The sequence below is a fragment of the Micromonospora sp. NPDC005163 genome (genome assembly GCF_053599835.1).
This window is the reverse complement of the sequence record NZ_JBSFYP010000003.1, coordinates 59,637-75,576: the sequence shown is the minus strand read 5'-3', so window position 1 is coordinate 75,576 and position 15,940 is coordinate 59,637. Positions and strand designations below refer to the sequence as shown.

Genomic DNA, 15,940 nt, shown 5'->3' with positions numbered 1-15,940 from the left:
CCGGGATCGCTATCAGCGCCCTCATCCGGCGCGCTGGGTGGTGCCGCGCCAGTCCGGGGACGACGTCCAACCGCGACTCAACACGTAGGCGCCGACGAGGAGCACAGAGACGGTGCCATCCCAACCGACGATCGTTGCGGTGTCGGCGATGCCGGCGTGAGCGGCGTAGAGCAAGGCGGTCACCGTGAGCGCGATCTTGTGGAAGATCACCAGCTCCCACACACCTCGGTAGCTGCGCGGCGCCAGCGCAAGCAGCACGAACAGGCCCGCGAAGACGACGAGGCCGTAGGCTCGCCAGGTCTCGACGACTTTGGTCCCGCCATCGGCGTCCCAAACCGTGCCGGCCGCGGTGAGCGCGGCACCGGCGGCGCCGACGGCGGCAAGCCACAACATGATCCTTGCGATCCGATCGCGGCCAGATCGCGGCGACCGCGCCGATGTGGTCGACACGGTGGAACTGCTGGTGATCATAAACTCTCCTCGGATCTGGCTAACAGCGTTAGCCTGACCGTAGGCTAACAACGTTAGCCTCGTCAACGGGTAGTCGGCCCCGGGCGCGACAAATTACGGCACGGGGCAGGGCGAGCAGCGCGACGACCACGACCAAGCAACGAATCGTCAGGAGGCCGCGTCGCGGATGGAGGGGGCGCTGTGGTCAGGTGTATGAGGCTTTGGCTGCTCGCTTGGCTGCTCGGCCTGGCGAGAGCATGGAGAAGGCCCAGGTCATGATCGGCGATCAAGCCGGTGACCTGGGCCTTCTGGTGGAGCCGCCTGACGGAATCGAACCGTCGACCTACGCATTACGAGATCAAACTGCCCGTGCCGCCGACCTGGGCACATGGGGGCCTGGCAGCGGAAATCCTTCCGACATCCCTCAACGCTTCCCCATCATCTGTGGACCTCTTGCGGACTGGATGCGGACCGCCTCTGCTAGGCGGACGGGGACGGGGCCTCCAGTGGGCGGCCGGCGGCGCGTCGAGCGTCCGCAACGGCGACGCCGAGCAGCACGACCGCAGCGACGATGGCGGCAAGCAGCGGCGGGCCGAAGAACAGCGGCGGCGCCAGCAGGACCAGAACGCCGATGCCGACGAGCCGGCGCACGGCGAGCCGGTTGAAGACGACCCGTTCCAGCCGACTGCGGCCGAACAGGAAGATCGCCGGCCCGCCGAGGATGACCACGAGCCAGGCCGGCACGGAGGGCCCCTCCGGATGCGCCAACACGATTTCCGCGCCAGCCGCGGCCAAGGTGATGCCGAGAACCATGAGCAGATGGGCCACACCGACGATCCCGCCGGCAGCTGCCCGGTTCGACGACATCTCGACGGCCTCGGCCAGCACCTGGCCCGCGCGATAGAAGTAGATCCGCCACATCAGCACGGACGACAGGAACGTGACCACCAGGGCCGCCTTTGCGGCGAGCGTGGTGGGGTGGGTGGCGTAGGTGAGGCCTATGGACAGCACCGTCTCGCCGAGCGCGATCAACAACAGTTGCTGGTAGCGCTCGGGGAGGTATCGGCTGCTGGCCATCGCCCACGCGCTGGTCGGTGGCCGGCCCAGGCCGGGTACCGGCCATCTGACCCGCGCCACGACCAGGTCCACGGTGATGGCGATCAACCATAGGGCGAGCCGGAGGTTTCCGCGCATCGCCGCCCCGGCGAGCCAAATGACGCCGGAGATGCTGGCCCAGATGGCCAGGCGGGTGTAGAGCTCCCGTACCTGCTCGTGCTCCCGTAACAGGGGCCGGAGCACCAAGGGGCGTCCGATGTGCAGCACCACGTACACGATGGCGAAGGTGGCGCCGTGTTGCTCGAACTCGTACAGGGACGTCGCCATGATCAGCAGGCCGAACGCGCTGACCAGGACCAGCAGCTGAATCCAGCCGTTGCGGTAGTCGAACCGGCTGGTGAGGTACGCGGTGGTCGTCCACAGCCACAGCAACGGCAGGGCCAGAACGGCCGCGTACAGCAGCGACAGCCAGCGCACGCCCACATTGTCGGAGAGAAGGTCCGGCCCCATCCTGCTGACGACCCCGACCAGGGCGAAGACCAACACCAGGTCGAAGAACAGCTCCAGGAAGCTGGCCTGCTGGGCGTCCTCCTCGCCGCGCATGATGCCCCCGGTCTGCGCCGGCTCCGATGGTCGCCCCATCCGCCCATGGTTACGGGAGGATCGCTTTGCGTGCACCGATTTCGCCCGTTTCATCAACCGGCGGCGACGGCGGTAACGCTCGCGTGAGCCAGGCACGGATGACACCTGCGCCGATCCGTTGACGTTTGTGGGCGCCCAGCTGAGTAAAGAGCGGATCTCCTCGTCGGGCAGTCGCAGACCGTCCAGCCTCCTGGGACGGGGACCAGGTGGAGCGCCCTACACGGCGGCGAGTCTGGCCGTGGCGGCGGGCGCCAACGTCAAGGCGGTGCAGCGGATGCTCGGGCACGCCTCGGCGTCGATGACGCTGGACGTGTACGCGGGGCTGTTCGGTGACGACCTGGACGCGGTCGCCAACCGGCTGGACGAGGCGGTCGCTGCGCGGGGTGCGGACTATCTGCGGACTGGCACGGCCGGCGGCGGTGTTGTCGACCTCGGGAAACGGCGAAGCCCAGGCCGATGACCTGGGCTTCCGTGCCGAGCCGCCTGACGGAATCGAACCGTCGACCTACGCATTACGAGTTTCCCGCCTGGCACTGAACTAGACTGAATAGCCCTGCATACGGGCTGTTCCGTCAGTCTCATGCAGTGCCATTCAGCGTGGTTCAGTACACGGTTTGGTACACGGTTGATCTTCCGCTGCGGCGGCGGCGCGACGCCGCCAGATCGCGACCTGAATCTCGGCGAGGGCCTCGGACAGCGCCTCCGCGGCGGCCTTCCCGGCGGGGCTGTCCGGGTCGAGCGGGGTGATCTTCCTGCGCTCCGTCACGCGCCCGCCGCGCCGAACAGCCGGCCGCCGATCGCCGCCGCTGCCTCCGTCATCAACTCATCCGCACCCTGCGTATAACCCTGCGTCGTCCGGATATCCCGGTGCCCCAGAATCTTCTGCACCGTCCGAATATCCACACCCTGCGCCAGCAGCATCGTCGCCGCAGAATGCCGCATGATGTGCAACTTGGAATGCGGCACCCCGGCCTCAGCCAGAATCGACACCCACTCGTCGTAATCCTCGCGCGGGTCAATCAGCCGACCGTCGTCCGTCGTGAAAACCGCGTCATGCTCATTCCACTCACCCCGGAACGCCATCCGCTCTTTCCGCTGCGCCAATCGGTGCGCCTTGAATGCGGGCAGCAATTCCGGCGGAACCGGAATGGAGCGCCGCGACTTTCCTTTCGTCTTCACGAACATCAACCCGCCGCCCGATCGTTGCGGGCAATCCGCGCCCCGCTTCCGCCCGCAATTCCCGCCGCAGCCATGCTCGTAAATTCGGCGGCGCAGCTGATACCACACGTGCAACACCCCGGCGTCCAAGTCGACCAGGTCCTGATTCCCGGCCCGCCACCGTAGCCCGATCGCCTCACCCTGCCGCAGCCCCATCGCGAACGCGATCGACCACCGCGGCGCGTTCCGCCGGCCAGCGGCCACCTCGAGGATCCGCAACGTGTACGCCTCGGCGAGCGCTTCCACCTTCGCCTCGTCGATGCTCGGCGGGTCGACCAGCTGGGCGACGTTGCGCACGACCAGGCCGCGGCGCATCGCGATGTCCATGGCGCGGGACAGGATCCGGTGCACCTTCAGCTGGTGGCTCGCTGCCTTCCCGGCCCGGTCCATCGCCAGGTAGATCCCGTCGAGGTGCTCCGGGGCGAACTTCTCCAGCCGGATCCGCCCGTACTCCGGGAACACCCAGTTCCGCATCTTCGAGCGGTAGTCGTAGACGGTGCTGGGGGCGCACCGACGCGGGGCGATCGTGTCGAGGTAGGTCGTCAGCCACTCCTCGACGGTCGGCTTCTTGCCGGCCTTGGCGACGGCGCCCGCGGTGCGCAGCTGGTCGAGCAGCTCGTCGGCGGCTTCCTCGGCGGCGTCCTGCGTGTCGCGGCTGATGTGCCGCTGGTCGGGCCGGCCGTTGGGCTTGGTGCCGACCGACACCCACACGTGCCAGTAGCCGTCGGCGCCCTGGCGGGCGACGGGTCGGCGCCGGCGGGCCATCAGCTGTCCGTCTCGGTGCGGGTGGCCCGGGCCAGCATTCGGATGGTGTGCCGGATCGCTTGCTTCTCGGCCTCGGACACGTTGGGGTCGCGCAGCAGTCGGCCGAGCCGGCGCAGGTCCGGGTCGTCGAGGGGCTCCGGTTCGGGTTCGCGGGCCCGGTCGGAGATGCCGAGCGCGGCGGCTCCGGCCGATACCGGAATGTCGAGGCCGGCGCAGAACTGGGCAACCTTCTCCCACTTTGGCAGGCCGCCCTCGCCGGACTGCCACTTGTGGAACGTCGACGGGGAGATGCCGGTGGCGCGGTGGATGTCCTTGTCGGTCATCTGGCGCTCGCGGGCGTCGGCGAGTGCTCTCTTGACGAAGCGTGCGAAGCGGGCGCGGGCCACCGATGGCGGGACGGTCACGCGCCCAGTGTCGGTCCGATTCGGCGGACGGTTGTCCGGTGTACGGGAGTGCTCCGATGCGCGGTAGCGCCCCCGGCGCGTGCCGGTGGTGCTGCGCCACGGGCGTTCGCGCTGCGCCTGCGTGTCGGGGGAAGGGACCTGGTAGCACCTCATGTGACTGATGTTAGGCGTCTCTGTTCAGTCGAATATCGGCCGAACGGCTGACATGCTCCACTGAATCGGAGCGTGTACCGTCACTCCTATGAATCGGAGCGAGATCGTTCAGACTCCGGCGCGTCGGAGCGACGACGTTCCCGGTCGACTGGCCTACACCGTCCCCGAGGTGGCCGTGCTGCTCGGGGGTGTCACCGAGCGGTACGTCTGGAAGCTGGTCGACAACGGCAACGGCCCGCTGCGGTCGTTCGTCCTCGGCAAGCGACGAGTCGTCTACCACGAGGACCTCGACGCGTTCATCCGGGAGCTGCGCGACGAAGAGCTGCGCGCCCGGGAGGCCGCGGCCGGGACGGCGGCGGCGGCATGAGCGCGTCGGCCGCCGCGATGTCCGGCAGCCCCGGCCAGCCCCGCCCCGGCGGCGGGTCCGGCCCGCGCCCCGGCGGCGGCAGCGGCACCGGCCCGAAGAGGTAGTAGCCGTGCCCACTTACCACTCCCAGACTCCGGCCACTCGGCCGGAGCCCGGCCCGGCGGGTATCGACGTCCCCGCCGGCCGGGCCAAGACCACCCCGCCAGGAGAACGTGATGGCAACGACGAACGGCAGCTACGACTACCGGTCGCGGCAGGACGAGACCGACGAGGACCGGGCGCGCCGGGAGCGGTTCTGGCGGTCCCTCGGCAAGCGGATCCGCTCCGGTGCGCGCATCCGATGACGACGCACCCGCAGCCGATGCCGCTGCCGCCCAGCTTCCCGAAGCCCAAGCCGCAGTGAGCCCCGGGTCGGCGTCCGCGAGAGCCGCTCCGGACGCCGACTCGGCAGCAAGAACGCGGACCACCTGGCTAGAGGCGGTCCGCGCCAACCGACCTACACCACTGAGAGGACAAGGTCGATGGACACGAACCCTACCAACCGCCGCCCCGTCGAGCAGCTGACGGCCGGCGTCCACATCGCCGACGTCCACGGCGTGCACGAGCTGGTGCACAGCCTGCCCTACAGCAACGGCGACGGCAGCCCGATGTACGCCCTGACGCTGCGGCCGATTGGCAGCGGCGAACCGTGGGTCGAGCGGCACGCCAAGGGCGTCAAGGTGCACCTGGCGACCGACGCCGAGGTCGCCGAGGCGGTCGACGCGGTGCGCCGGTTCGCCCTGGCGCAGGCGCTGCGGGCGCTGGCCGACGACATTGTGGACCGGAACCTGCCGGTGTCCGCCGGATGGTTCAGCGTCGGGCCCGGTGTCCTCGACTCGCGCGATGACCTGAACCGGTGGGCCGCGTACTTCGGGGCCGAGGTCACGATGGGCGGCACCGCCGGGGACATCCCGGTGGTGCGCGCGTCTCGGCCGGTCATGGCCGGGCTGCGGCTGGACTTCCACGCGCAGAGCTCGGCGGAGCCGGTGGCCGCGCCGTTGCAGGTCGACGCCGCGATCGCCGCCGCTGCCGCGCTGGAGCCGAAGGACACCGGCCGGCTGGCCGAGTGCGGCTGCCACATCTTCCAGGACCCGCTGCAGGACGACCCGGAGGTCATCCACGACACGGCCTGCCAGGACTGGTACTTCACGTTCGGCGCTGGCCACGTGCACCCGGAGAGCCCGGCGATCAACGCGGAGGGCGGGGCGAGCCTGGCCGACCGGTACGTGGTCATCCGGGGCACGCACGAGTCGGCGCGGGCGATCATGCTGCGGTTCTTCGGCCGGGCGTGGTGCGACCAGTACGGCTCGGCTGAGCGGGCCGGCGTGAACGAGTTCTGCCTGACGGAGCTGGCCCGCCGGCACTGGCCGACGCCGGCCGCCGACGCCACCCCTACGCAGCAGGCCGGGGAGTGAGCGGCGATGCGACCGCCACTCGACCACGCCACCCGCGAGTGGGTGCAGGGCCACGAGGCCGCCATGCGCCGGGCCGCCGCTAACGCGATCACCGCGTCGAACCGGTGGCGGCAGCTCGACGCCGAGCTCGACGACAAGTACAAGGCCGAGGGTCGCGACAGCATCGCGGCCTCGCAGGCCAAGGCCACCCACCCGGGCCTGGCCGACGCCTACGGCGCGTTCACCTTCTTCGCGACCAAGACGCAGCTGCACTCGGCCGCGCTTCAGGGGGAGTTGGCCGCGCGGGCGCTGCTGGACGGCGTCAATCAGGACCAGGACCCCGACCCGACGGGCATGCGGTACGACCGGGCCGACACGGCTGAGCCGGTGTCGCCGGTGCCGGACTTCGTCGATGGTCTGTCGATCACCGGCCGCCCGCCGAGGCGGCCCAACAGTTCCCCGGCCGGGCACGTCACCGACACCCGTCGAGCGGCGCGCTCATCGTCTCGCCCGGTCGGGGCCAAGCAGGGCGCGGCGGGTGCGGGGGTGCCCGCCGCGCCCGCCGGGGCGGTGGCGTGATGGCCGTCAACCGGATGAAGACCCGCGACGGAGTCTTGGTCGACGTGCTGGACACGGACGGACAGGTGACCGTGGTGGCGCTGGGCGACGGGCGGGCTGAGCTGGCCGTGCTGGCCGCCAGGGGCACCTTCCCGACCCGGGTCGTGGTCGGCCCGGACGAGGCCCGTGCCCTGGCTGCCGAGCTGCTGCGGATCGGTGGTGCGTGATGGCCCAGTTCGATCGCATCGACGGCGGCTCCCACACCGCCCGCGTGTCCGCCGCCGAGCAGGACCGCCTCTGGCGCGAAGAGCGGGAGGCAGACGCCCGCGCCTGGCTGCTCCGCAAGGGCCTGCGCGACGTCGCCGAGATCCTCGGCCTGGTCGCGCCGGCCACCGAGCCGGCCGATCCGAAGCGCCGCCACGGCCACAAGCTGGTGTCCCGATGACCGGCCTGCCGATCCACGACGGCGGCCGTGGCGACCTCCACTGCCCGGACTGCTGGACGCCGCCCGGGCAGACCCACGAGCTGTCCTGCCCGAAGGTGTCGCCCTCGCAGGCGTGGGCGTACCTCGATGAGGTTCGCGCCGAGCGGGAGCGCCGCGATCGGCGGGATCGGCGCATGGCGGTCGCAGGTCGGTGGGTCGCCTTCGTCGCGGTGCTGCTCGCCGCCGCGCTCGTCTGGGGGTGGGCGCGATGACCGCGCTCGACCTGCTGCTCGTGTTCGTGCTGCTCGTGCTGGTCATCACCGTGCCGGGCTTCGCGCTCATCTGGGGCCACCGGCGCAAGGCGGCCCCGGCCCTGGCCCCGGTCGACGCGTTCGACGAGCACGCGGCCACCGCGACCGCGCTGCTGCAGCCCGACGACCCGGCCCTGCCCGACGTCGACTCCCAGCTCATCGCCCTCGTCGTGGCCCGGGCGGTCGACAACTACGCCTCCTACCTGATCGCCCTGCGCGACCAGATGCCCGCCGCCGTGCTGGCCAGCCTCCGCGAGCAGATGTACGCGGACCTGCGCGAGTCCCTGACGCCGCCGCAGCTGGCCCGGGCGCTGGTGATCGGCCTGCACCCGCACGCCGATGACCGTGCCCGCGCGCTGGTCGACCAGTTCCGTTCCCTGCCCACCACCACCGCGAAGGAATCGCGTTGATGAGCCTGATCCGTGACCTGCTGGTCGGCGCCGCTTTCCTGGCCCCGATCGGCGTCGGCGTCGGCCTGCTGGCCGCCTTCGGCCGCGACCGCACCGCAGACGAGCACGACCTGTCCGACTACCACGCCGAGCCGACCGCCGAGCTGGAGCCGCGCCGGCACACCCCCGACATCAGGCCGACGGTGACGGTCGACGCCCCCGAGACGGCCCGAACCGACGGGCCGACGCCGCCGCTGGCACGTGCCCTGCTGATCGACCACGCGGTGCCGACCCTGTCCGAGGCGGCGATCAGCGCGACGGCCGACGACTGGCTGCGGGAGATCGCCGCCGAGCAGCAGGCCAAGGCCGGCATCGTCCGGGTCGTCTCGCCGGCGACGGACCGGGACCTCACCGGCGCGTTCGCCGTGGTGCGTGCCGCATGACCGCCCCGGTGTGGCTGCTCGACGTCGACGGCGTCGTCAACGCTCGGCTGCCCGGGTGGCCCGGCGACCCGGCGACGGGCAAGGCGTACGCCGGCAGCGCGGGGTACGTGATGACGTGGGCGCCCGCCCTGGTCGATCGCATCCGCGAGCTGCACGCGGCTGGCGTCGTCGAGGTCCGCTGGTGCACCACCTGGTGCGCGTACGCCGACGAGCTGGAGCGGCTGTGGGACCTGCCGGTCCTCGGCCGGGCGTTCACCGAGGACGTCAACGGGTTCGCTGCGGTCAAGGCCAAGATGCGCGCCGCTCGACAGGTCATCAGCGAGGGCCGCCGGCTGATCTGGACGGACGACGACGTGGTGCCGCTGCCCAACGATGGCGGGTTGCACGACGACCTGACCGCTGACGGCCGGGCCCTGCTGATCCGGCCGTCGGGTCGGTGCGGGTTGGAGCCGGAGCACCTCGACGAGATCGAGGCGTTCGCGAAGGCTGCCGTGCCGGTCGACCAGCACAGCGCGCCGGAGCTGACCGACCGGCAGCTGCTCGTCGAGGTGCACCGGTGGGCCCGCGCCAACGGGTGGAACTGGCACGAGTGCTGGGGCTGGGTGAACGCCCGCTACGCCAGCGAGGCCACCCTCGCCGTCGGGTGGGACGAGGGCACCGTCACCGTCCGGTCCGGCGTGGTGCTGCTGCGGCCCACGACGTACCCGGTCGACTCCGTCACGCAGGCCGTGGACATGCTCGTCACGGTCGGGGTGCTGCCGGCCCACCTGTCGTCCGCGTACCGGGCGGCGGTGGCCCGCCCGTGACCGAGGCTCAGCCGTTCGTCGTCGAGCGCCCCGGGATCTACCCCGGGGTGCCCGACGACGTCTACCACGCCGACCCCGTCCCCGGCGGCAGCCTCTCGTCGACCGGTGCCCGCGACCTGCTCCCGCCTTCCTGCCCGGCCAAGTTCCGGCACAAGCGCGACAACCCGCAGCCGCCGAAGGCCGCGTTCGACGAGGGCAAGGCAGCGCATCACCTGGTCCTCGGCACCGGCCCGGAGCTCGTCGTCGTGGCCCGGGAGCGCTGGGACACCAACGAGGTCAAGGCGCAGGTTAAGGCGATCCGCGAGGCCGGCGGGGTGCCGCTGAAGCAGGCCGCCTACGACCGGGTGCACGAGATGGCCGAGAAGCTGCGGGAGCACCCGGAGGCTTCCGCGCTGCTGCGGCCCGGCACCGGGCAGCCGGAGGTGTCGCTGTTCTGGGTCGACCCGGAGACGCGGATCCGTTGCCGCGCTCGGGTGGACTGGCTGCCTGACGCGCCCGGTGGGGACCGGCTGATCGTGCCGGACTACAAGACCTGCGCCACCGCCGAGCTGGAAGCCCTCCGGAGGGTCATCTACGACCGCGGTTACCACCGGCAGGGCGACTGGTACGAGGGCGCCCTGCGTGCGCTGGGCCGGCACCCGAACCCGCAGATGGTCTTCGTCTTCCAGGAGAAGGAGCCGCCGTACGTGGTGACGGTGGCGCAGCCGGACCCGACGGCGCGGCTCATCGCTGCGCGAGAGAACCGCAACGCCCGGCACCTGTACCGCGAGTGCGTCGAGTCCGGCCGCTGGCCGGGCTACACGGACGACGTCGCGCTGATCAGCCTGCCCGGCTACATCGAGAACCGCTACGCACAGGAGTTGATGTGAGCACCAGCCAGCGCGCCGTCGAGCGCTTCACCCCGCCCGCCGCCGGCGCCGCCCCGGCTCACGTCGGCCAGGCCACCGCCGTCGAGCAGGCCCGCGCCGTCGCCGAGGTCGCCGCGGCCGTTCAGGTCGCCCAGCAGAACCCCCGCGACATGAACCGCGCGTGGGCCGAGATGCAGGCCGCGTGCAGCCGACTCGGACTCGCCTCCCGCGCCTTCTACACCGTCAGGAACCGGGGCACCGGGCCGTCCGTGCACCTCGCCCGGGAGCTGGCCCGGATCTGGGGAAACATGGACTACGGCGTCCACGAGCTGCACCGCGACGACGAGCGGGGCATGTCCGAGATCCGCGCGTACGCGTGGGACCAGCAGACCAACGTCCGGTCGTCGCGGACCTTCCAGGTGCCCCACGCCAAGATGGCCGGCGGCGCCCGAAAGCCGCTGACCGACCTGCAGGACGTCTACCTGAACAACCAGAACATCGGCGCCCGCGCGGTCCGGGAGTCGATCCTGGCGGCGCTGCCGGCGGACTTCGTCGAAGAGGCGAAGGACCGGTGCCGGGCGACGATCGAGAAGGGCGACGGCAAGCCGCTGGTCGACCGGATCACCGACATGCTGGCCGCGTTCGCCGGCGTCGGTGTGAAGCCGGCGCAGATCGAGACGCGGCTGGGTCGCAAGAAGGGCCAGTGGACGGCGGCCGACGTCGCCGACCTCAGCGTCGTCTACTCGTCGATCAAGCGCGGTGAGCTGTCGGCCGACGAAGAGTTCCCGCCGCAGGTGACCGGCGACGAGATCGCCGCGCAGGCCGCGGCCCGCCCGGCGCCTGCTCCGGAGCAGCCGACCGCCCCGCCGGCGGGTCAGACCGAGTGGGACGACGTCGAGACGGCGCAGCCCGGATCGGCGACCGGCCAGTGAGCGGGGACGTGGCGTTCTACGAGCCGGAACCGGCGGACGTGGAGCTGGTCAGCCAGGCATGGAAGGCCGCGACCTGCCTGCACTTCACCGGCGCCGTCTGCCTGCCCTGCCAGTCGAGGGCGATCCTGCGGGCGCTGGCCGGGCGCTACGAGCTGACGCCTCGGGGCGGTGCCCGGTGACCGAGCTGCGCATGGTGGCACTCGACCTGTCGCTCGCCGCGACGGGCCTGGCCGCCACCCACGACCACCACGGCCGGGCCGGCCTGCTCGCCCGGACCATCCACACCGCCCGGACCGCCCGCGGCGCCACCGACATGGACCACCAGCGGGTGAGCCGCGTCCTGCTCGACGTGGCCGCCGCGGTGAAGTGTCAGCCGCACCTGGTGCTGATCGAGTGGCTGCCGCAGTTCGAGGGCAAGGGCGCGACGTCGCTGCGCCTGGCTGAGCTGCACGGGGTGCTGAAGCATTGGCTGTTCAGCAAGGGATTCCGCTACGTCGACGTGCACCCGCCCGAGGTCAAGATGTGGGCCACCGGGAACGGCAACGCCAACAAGACGCAGGTGGTGGAGGCGGTCACCTCCACGTACGGCCGCCTGCTGCACGTGGGCGACGACAACGCCGCCGACGCGGTCGCGCTTCTGTCCCTCGGCTTGGCGGCGTACGGCCACCCGCTGGTGCCGGTGTTCGGTCAGCAGCAGCGGCGGGCGCTGGGCAACGTGAAGTGGCCGACGCTGGCCACCGAGACCGGGCCGGTGGTGGCCCAGTGAGCGGCCTGCCTCCGCACATCCTCGCGTCCGTCGACCAGCACCGGGCGCTGCTCGCCGAGCTGGTGGGCGGGGTGCGGGAGCACGTCGACTCGCAGGCGTGCGAGTACGCCGACGCGTGCCCCGGCAACGAGGTCGCCAGGGCGCTGGCCGACCTGGGCGGGTCGGCGCGGACCCGGCTGCTGTATCTGGCGCTGGCGGAGTTGCGGGCCCTGGATTACGGCCTGCCGGTGCACCTGACCGAGGCGGCGGTGGCCGCCCTCGATGACAAGCCGAAGAGCAGGAGGTGGTGGCCGTGGGGTCGCCAGTGATCGCGGAGGTGGAGGTGGCGGGCCGGTGCGGGTGGTGTGGCTGCCCGCAGTTCAACCACCGCCTGGGCAAGAAGGGCTGCAAGGACCCGGAGTGCGGCTGCGCGAAGTACGAGCCACCGAAGGGCAAGCCGGCCGCTGAGCCGGCCGTGCTGGTGGTGGACCCGGCCAGCCCGGTGCCGGGCGTGGTGGTCGAGCGGCCGGACGGTCCGGATCTGGGCGTGTGCGTGGGCGGGTTCGAGCCGGCCCAGCCGGGTGACGTCGACCTGCCGGTCGAGCCGGAGCAGCCCGAGCCCATCGACCACCCGGTCCCATGCCGGGGATGCCACGCCTGCGAGCCGGAGCCGACCGACGACGAGGTGGCCGACGAGATCGACCGGGCGGAGGGCGCCGCCGAGATCGAGCAGCTGCACGCCGAGCTGAGCGAGATCCGAGCCGCCCTGGGCGTTGACGAGGCCACCTCGCCAATGGAGGCGATCAGTGCGGTGCTCAACCGGGCCGGGCACTACCGGGCGAAGCGCGACCACGAACGCCGCCGCGCCGACCGGATCGACGCCGCCCTGCGTGACGCCGCTGTCGAGCTGGAGCAGGTCCGCGCCGACAAGGTCCGGCTGGCCGGGCAGCTCGCGCCCCGCCTCGCCGACCTCGACCAGGCGCTGGGCGAGGTGTCGAAGCTGCGGCAGGTCAACGTCGAGCTGGGCCGCGCCCGGGCCGAGGCCGACCAGCTGCGCCGAGAGCGGGACAAGGCGCAAGGCGCGTACGACGACGCGATCCGGACCGGCACGGCGGCCGCCGCCAACGTGCTCTACCGGTACGACGCCGACCAGTGCACGACGGACGGCTGCGGGAGCCGGTACACGGTGCCGGTCGACCACCGGCATCCGCTGACGCCGGTGACCGTGCTGATCGTCCGCCGGGAGGTGCCCGGTGTGTAGGTGGCTGCTGCGGCTGGTTGACGCCGAGGTGCGCCGGCTGACCCGCGAACGAGACCAGGCGCGTGCCGAGCGGGACCAGGCGGCGAAGGCCGCCGTGCGTCACCGCGTGGACGCGCTGGTGCAACAGGCCCGGGCAGACGCCCTGGCCGAGGCCCGCGAGAAGGAGAGCAACACCTGATGGCAGTGAACATCTCGGCGACCTTCAAGAAGGACGAGAAGCCCCGCAACGGCCTGGCCGCGATCGCCGAGCAGCTGGTCGACGAGGACCTGCTGCACGCCCAGTACGTCGTCGTGGCCACGATCCGGCCCAAGCGGGTCGCGATGGACGCCGAGGACGGCGTGAAGACCCCGACGATTCGCTTCGACCACATCGAGGTGCTGACCGACGTCGCCGACGTCGAGCTGGCCAAGGGGCTGCTGGCGCGGCGGTTGAAGGACCGGACCGGGATCGAGGACACCGAGCCGGCGTCGCTGTTCGACGTGGTGCCGGGCGACGAGGACAACGGCGAGCGCCAGGTGCCGGAGGCCGGCGCCGACGAGATCATGGCCGAGCGGGCGGAGCGCAAGGCGGCCGAGGCCGAGGCGGAGCAGGCCAACCGGGTCGCCCCGCCTGCGTTCTCCGGCGGTGAGCCGGAGTGACCGCCCCGGTGATGACCGTCAGCGAGCTGCAGGCGCGCGTCGACCGGGGCGTGGTGTGGCTCGACGAGCACCTGCCTGACTGGTGGCGCGCCGACCGGCCCGACCAGGGCTTCGACAAGGGCGGCCCGATCGACGTGAACGCACTGGTCATGCGTGACCCCTGCGGCTGCGTCCTCGGCCAGCTGCTCGGCAACTACTACCGCGCCGAGATCGGCCTCGACGAGGCGACCGAATGCGGGTTCGACACGGCCGCTCGGGCCGAGGACTACGACGGACACGACGAGATCCGCGAGGCGATGAAGGACGAGTTCGAGGCCCTGACCGAGCTGTGGTCGCGGGTCATCGAGCAGCGCCGGGCAGCGGTGGCGTCGTGATCGGCCGCGCCCGACCGGAGCAGCCGGCCGCCGACCCGACGGCGGTCCGGCTCGCCCAGCTCACCGCCCGCCACGACCAGGCCCTCGCCCTCGTCGACGAACGGCTCCGTGCCGCCGGCTCGAACGCGCAGATGGTCGACGCCTTGCTCGACCTGCGAAACCTGCTGCGCCCACCCCGGCCGCAGCCGTGACCGCACGAGACGAGCTGTACGAGGCGCTCTGGAAGGAACGGTTCGGGCCGCGACCGGCCCGGACCGTTCGGCCGGTGCCGCTGTCGCGGCAGCGCGGGGACGCCGCCGACCTGTTCCGGGTCGGCGGCGTCATCCACAGCCCACCCGGGCCGCGGCTCGACGACGACGTGCTCCGGATGGCCGGCTACGGCTGGTCGGCCGAACAGATCGCGGCGCTCATCCAGCGCGACGACGTGTACGTGACCCAGGTCCTCGCCAAGCACGGGCGGCGGCCGGCCCTCGAGGAAGGAGCAGCGGCGTGAAGACCACGTTGACGACGGCGCCGCCGACGGACACCGGCGTGTGCGGCACGCCAGCGGGCAGGCAGCGGCACCAGCGCAGGGGGCAGCGGGTCTGCGAGCCGTGCCGGGTTGCCCGCTTGGTTGAGCAGCGCGCCCACTACGCCGCCCGCGCGGCCCGGCTCCGCGGCCGCGCCCTGGTCACTGCTGACGATCGGAGGGCGGCGCTGCTGGCGCTGCCGTTGACGTCGGGTCGACTGTCGTGCACGGCTCGCCGGCATCTGTTCACGGGGCCGGTGGGCGCGACGCTGTGCGTGGACTGCTGGGGCTGGCGCGATGATCCCCGGCACCCGGTGGTCGGCGGTCCGGTGGTGGGCCGGTGAACGGGCTGCTGATCGCCACCCACGACCAGGCCGTCGACGCCATCATCGAGCGCCTCCCACAGCTCGCCATGCACCTGATGGTCCGCGATGCGCTCGCCGGCGTGCTGGAGATCCACCGCGCCGAGCCGTCGGAAACGAACCGGCCGAACCCGGAGTGCGGGAGCTGCGAGGGCATCGGCTGGATCGAGTACGCCGAGGTCGAGGACGGCCCGACGGTCCGGGAGCACTGCCACTGCCGGTGCCCGTGGTGTGTGGGCTGCGAAGAGCCGTTGTGCACGGGGCCGTGCCCGACCGTCGAGGCCATCGCCGAGGCGCTGGGGCTGCTCTCATCCGACCCGCCAGGAGAGGCGGCCCAGCCGTGACCAGTCCGGACGTGCGGGCGGCGGTGATCCGGCACCTGATGCCGCTGCTGATCCGCCGCCCACCGCATCCGCCCCCGGCGCGCACGCCTGCTCGCCGTCAAGCTCAGGAGACCCCGATGACCGACAAGCCGTACACCGACGCCGACGTCAAGCTCGTCGAGCAGGCAATCCTCCACGCCGACCCCCCGATCCGTCGCGGGTACATCAACGGGCCAGACGTGCTCACCGCCGAGGCTCGGGCCGCGCTGGACGCCCTTGCCGCCGCCGGCCGGCTCGCCCCCGTCGACGACGGCCCCCGCCACATCATCGAGTTCCGGCCCGACGGCTGGACCATCAAGCACCCGCTGTCCTGCCGGATCGGCGACCTGTTCGGCTGCCGCGTCAACCTGGCCGCCGAAGACCTCGACGGGCCGCCGGTGCCACCCGGCCGGTACGAGGCGTCCGTCAGCGACATCGACGGCCGGCTGCAAATCGGCGACCGCGTCGACCAGGGCGTGACGGCGTGACA

29 protein-coding genes are annotated in these 15,940 nt (G+C 71.9%); 25 read left to right on the top strand and 4 right to left on the bottom strand.

What is annotated here, in order from left to right; genetic code table 11:
- Nucleotides 1-21: 21 nt before the first annotated feature.
- Nucleotides 22-471 carry a hypothetical protein gene (locus tag ACWD6N_RS03745; protein ID WP_354964365.1) on the bottom strand — a complete coding sequence of 150 codons (450 nt, stop codon included), beginning with the start codon at nt 469-471 and terminating at the stop codon, nt 22-24.
- Nucleotides 472-930: 459 nt separating this feature from the next.
- Nucleotides 931-2,148 carry a low temperature requirement protein A gene (locus ACWD6N_RS03740; RefSeq protein ID WP_354964364.1) on the bottom strand — a complete coding sequence of 406 codons (1,218 nt, stop codon included), beginning with the start codon at nt 2,146-2,148 and terminating at the stop codon, nt 931-933.
- A 238-nt stretch (nt 2,149-2,386) separates the two neighbouring features.
- Between ACWD6N_RS03740 and ACWD6N_RS03735 the strand changes: the two genes are divergently transcribed.
- Entirely contained in the window at nt 2,387-2,608 is a 222-nt protein-coding gene (locus tag ACWD6N_RS03735) for a hypothetical protein (RefSeq protein ID WP_354964363.1), read from the top strand.
- A gap of 302 nt (nt 2,609-2,910) precedes the next feature.
- On the opposite strand, the gene ACWD6N_RS03730 is transcribed toward ACWD6N_RS03735, so the two are convergent.
- Together ACWD6N_RS03730 and ACWD6N_RS03725 are read right to left on the bottom strand one after the other, a co-directional pair.
- Nucleotides 2,911-4,131: a tyrosine-type recombinase/integrase gene (locus tag ACWD6N_RS03730; RefSeq protein WP_450004461.1), complete on the bottom strand. Its 1,221-nt coding sequence runs from the start codon at nt 4,129-4,131 to the stop codon at nt 2,911-2,913.
- Nucleotides 4,131-4,535: a helix-turn-helix domain-containing protein gene (locus ACWD6N_RS03725; protein WP_450004460.1), complete on the bottom strand. Its 405-nt coding sequence runs from the start codon at nt 4,533-4,535 to the stop codon at nt 4,131-4,133. The genes ACWD6N_RS03730 and ACWD6N_RS03725 overlap by 1 nt, the downstream gene beginning before the upstream one ends.
- Before the next feature lie 241 nt (nt 4,536-4,776).
- Here ACWD6N_RS03725 and ACWD6N_RS03720 point away from each other — a divergent pair, with 241 nt between their 5' ends.
- From ACWD6N_RS03720 to ACWD6N_RS03605, 24 genes are all read left to right on the top strand, one after another.
- Nucleotides 4,777-5,055 (top strand): helix-turn-helix domain-containing protein, encoded by a 279-nt coding sequence (locus ACWD6N_RS03720; RefSeq protein ID WP_450004459.1) that lies wholly within the window; start codon nt 4,777-4,779, stop codon nt 5,053-5,055.
- Nucleotides 5,056-5,270: 215 nt separating this feature from the next.
- Nucleotides 5,271-5,399, top strand: coding sequence for a hypothetical protein (locus ACWD6N_RS03715; protein ID WP_450004458.1), 129 nt, complete (start codon nt 5,271-5,273; stop codon nt 5,397-5,399).
- Between the two features lie 177 nt (nt 5,400-5,576).
- Entirely contained in the window at nt 5,577-6,509 is a 933-nt protein-coding gene (locus ACWD6N_RS03710) for a hypothetical protein (RefSeq protein ID WP_450004457.1), read from the top strand.
- A 6-nt stretch (nt 6,510-6,515) separates the two neighbouring features.
- Entirely contained in the window at nt 6,516-7,067 is a 552-nt protein-coding gene (locus tag ACWD6N_RS03705; protein WP_450004456.1) for a hypothetical protein, read from the top strand.
- Nucleotides 7,067-7,273, top strand: coding sequence for a hypothetical protein (locus ACWD6N_RS03700; RefSeq protein WP_450004455.1), 207 nt, complete (start codon nt 7,067-7,069; stop codon nt 7,271-7,273). The genes ACWD6N_RS03705 and ACWD6N_RS03700 overlap by 1 nt, the downstream gene beginning before the upstream one ends.
- Entirely contained in the window at nt 7,273-7,491 is a 219-nt protein-coding gene (locus ACWD6N_RS03695) for a hypothetical protein (RefSeq protein WP_450004454.1), read from the top strand. The genes ACWD6N_RS03700 and ACWD6N_RS03695 overlap by 1 nt, the downstream gene beginning before the upstream one ends.
- On the top strand, nt 7,488-7,742 hold the full coding sequence (locus tag ACWD6N_RS03690; RefSeq protein ID WP_450004453.1) for a hypothetical protein: 255 nt from the start codon (nt 7,488-7,490) through the stop codon (nt 7,740-7,742). The genes ACWD6N_RS03695 and ACWD6N_RS03690 overlap by 4 nt, the downstream gene beginning before the upstream one ends.
- Nucleotides 7,739-8,191 carry a hypothetical protein gene (locus ACWD6N_RS03685; RefSeq protein WP_450004452.1) on the top strand — a complete coding sequence of 151 codons (453 nt, stop codon included), beginning with the start codon at nt 7,739-7,741 and terminating at the stop codon, nt 8,189-8,191. The genes ACWD6N_RS03690 and ACWD6N_RS03685 overlap by 4 nt, the downstream gene beginning before the upstream one ends.
- Nucleotides 8,191-8,613: a hypothetical protein gene (locus ACWD6N_RS03680; RefSeq protein WP_450004451.1), complete on the top strand. Its 423-nt coding sequence runs from the start codon at nt 8,191-8,193 to the stop codon at nt 8,611-8,613. Before ACWD6N_RS03685 ends, ACWD6N_RS03680 begins: the two co-directional genes overlap by 1 nt.
- The gene (locus ACWD6N_RS03675; protein ID WP_450004450.1) at nt 8,610-9,419 is read left to right on the top strand and encodes a hypothetical protein; all 810 of its coding nucleotides are present in this window, start codon (nt 8,610-8,612) and stop codon (nt 9,417-9,419) included. Before ACWD6N_RS03680 ends, ACWD6N_RS03675 begins: the two co-directional genes overlap by 4 nt.
- Nucleotides 9,416-10,288 carry a PD-(D/E)XK nuclease-like domain-containing protein gene (locus ACWD6N_RS03670; RefSeq protein WP_450004449.1) on the top strand — a complete coding sequence of 291 codons (873 nt, stop codon included), beginning with the start codon at nt 9,416-9,418 and terminating at the stop codon, nt 10,286-10,288. Before ACWD6N_RS03675 ends, ACWD6N_RS03670 begins: the two co-directional genes overlap by 4 nt.
- A complete protein-coding gene (locus tag ACWD6N_RS03665; RefSeq protein WP_450004448.1) occupies nt 10,285-11,199 on the top strand; it encodes a hypothetical protein in 915 nt (304 codons plus the stop codon). Before ACWD6N_RS03670 ends, ACWD6N_RS03665 begins: the two co-directional genes overlap by 4 nt.
- Complete coding sequence (locus ACWD6N_RS03660) at nt 11,196-11,378, top strand: hypothetical protein (RefSeq protein ID WP_450004447.1); 183 nt, start codon at nt 11,196-11,198, stop codon at nt 11,376-11,378. Before ACWD6N_RS03665 ends, ACWD6N_RS03660 begins: the two co-directional genes overlap by 4 nt.
- Nucleotides 11,375-11,965: a crossover junction endodeoxyribonuclease RuvC gene (locus tag ACWD6N_RS03655; RefSeq protein ID WP_450004446.1), complete on the top strand. Its 591-nt coding sequence runs from the start codon at nt 11,375-11,377 to the stop codon at nt 11,963-11,965. Before ACWD6N_RS03660 ends, ACWD6N_RS03655 begins: the two co-directional genes overlap by 4 nt.
- A complete protein-coding gene (locus ACWD6N_RS03650; RefSeq protein ID WP_450004445.1) occupies nt 11,962-12,273 on the top strand; it encodes a hypothetical protein in 312 nt (103 codons plus the stop codon). The genes ACWD6N_RS03655 and ACWD6N_RS03650 overlap by 4 nt, the downstream gene beginning before the upstream one ends.
- Nucleotides 12,258-13,205: a hypothetical protein gene (locus ACWD6N_RS03645; RefSeq protein WP_450004444.1), complete on the top strand. Its 948-nt coding sequence runs from the start codon at nt 12,258-12,260 to the stop codon at nt 13,203-13,205. The genes ACWD6N_RS03650 and ACWD6N_RS03645 overlap by 16 nt, the downstream gene beginning before the upstream one ends.
- Entirely contained in the window at nt 13,198-13,383 is a 186-nt protein-coding gene (locus tag ACWD6N_RS03640; RefSeq protein ID WP_450004443.1) for a hypothetical protein, read from the top strand. Before ACWD6N_RS03645 ends, ACWD6N_RS03640 begins: the two co-directional genes overlap by 8 nt.
- Nucleotides 13,383-13,844 carry a hypothetical protein gene (locus ACWD6N_RS03635; protein WP_450004442.1) on the top strand — a complete coding sequence of 154 codons (462 nt, stop codon included), beginning with the start codon at nt 13,383-13,385 and terminating at the stop codon, nt 13,842-13,844. Before ACWD6N_RS03640 ends, ACWD6N_RS03635 begins: the two co-directional genes overlap by 1 nt.
- Complete coding sequence (locus ACWD6N_RS03630; RefSeq protein WP_450004441.1) at nt 13,841-14,218, top strand: hypothetical protein; 378 nt, start codon at nt 13,841-13,843, stop codon at nt 14,216-14,218. Before ACWD6N_RS03635 ends, ACWD6N_RS03630 begins: the two co-directional genes overlap by 4 nt.
- On the top strand, nt 14,215-14,409 hold the full coding sequence (locus ACWD6N_RS03625; RefSeq protein ID WP_450004440.1) for a hypothetical protein: 195 nt from the start codon (nt 14,215-14,217) through the stop codon (nt 14,407-14,409). The genes ACWD6N_RS03630 and ACWD6N_RS03625 overlap by 4 nt, the downstream gene beginning before the upstream one ends.
- Nucleotides 14,406-14,711, top strand: a complete 306-nt coding sequence (locus ACWD6N_RS03620; RefSeq protein WP_450004439.1) for a hypothetical protein — start codon at nt 14,406-14,408, stop codon at nt 14,709-14,711. The genes ACWD6N_RS03625 and ACWD6N_RS03620 overlap by 4 nt, the downstream gene beginning before the upstream one ends.
- Nucleotides 14,708-15,070: a hypothetical protein gene (locus tag ACWD6N_RS03615; protein WP_450004438.1), complete on the top strand. Its 363-nt coding sequence runs from the start codon at nt 14,708-14,710 to the stop codon at nt 15,068-15,070. The genes ACWD6N_RS03620 and ACWD6N_RS03615 overlap by 4 nt, the downstream gene beginning before the upstream one ends.
- On the top strand, nt 15,067-15,432 hold the full coding sequence (locus ACWD6N_RS03610) for a hypothetical protein (RefSeq protein WP_450004437.1): 366 nt from the start codon (nt 15,067-15,069) through the stop codon (nt 15,430-15,432). The genes ACWD6N_RS03615 and ACWD6N_RS03610 overlap by 4 nt, the downstream gene beginning before the upstream one ends.
- Nucleotides 15,429-15,938 (top strand): DUF6085 family protein, encoded by a 510-nt coding sequence (locus tag ACWD6N_RS03605; RefSeq protein WP_450004436.1) that lies wholly within the window; start codon nt 15,429-15,431, stop codon nt 15,936-15,938. Before ACWD6N_RS03610 ends, ACWD6N_RS03605 begins: the two co-directional genes overlap by 4 nt.
- The last annotated feature ends 2 nt before the right edge of the window (nt 15,939-15,940 follow it).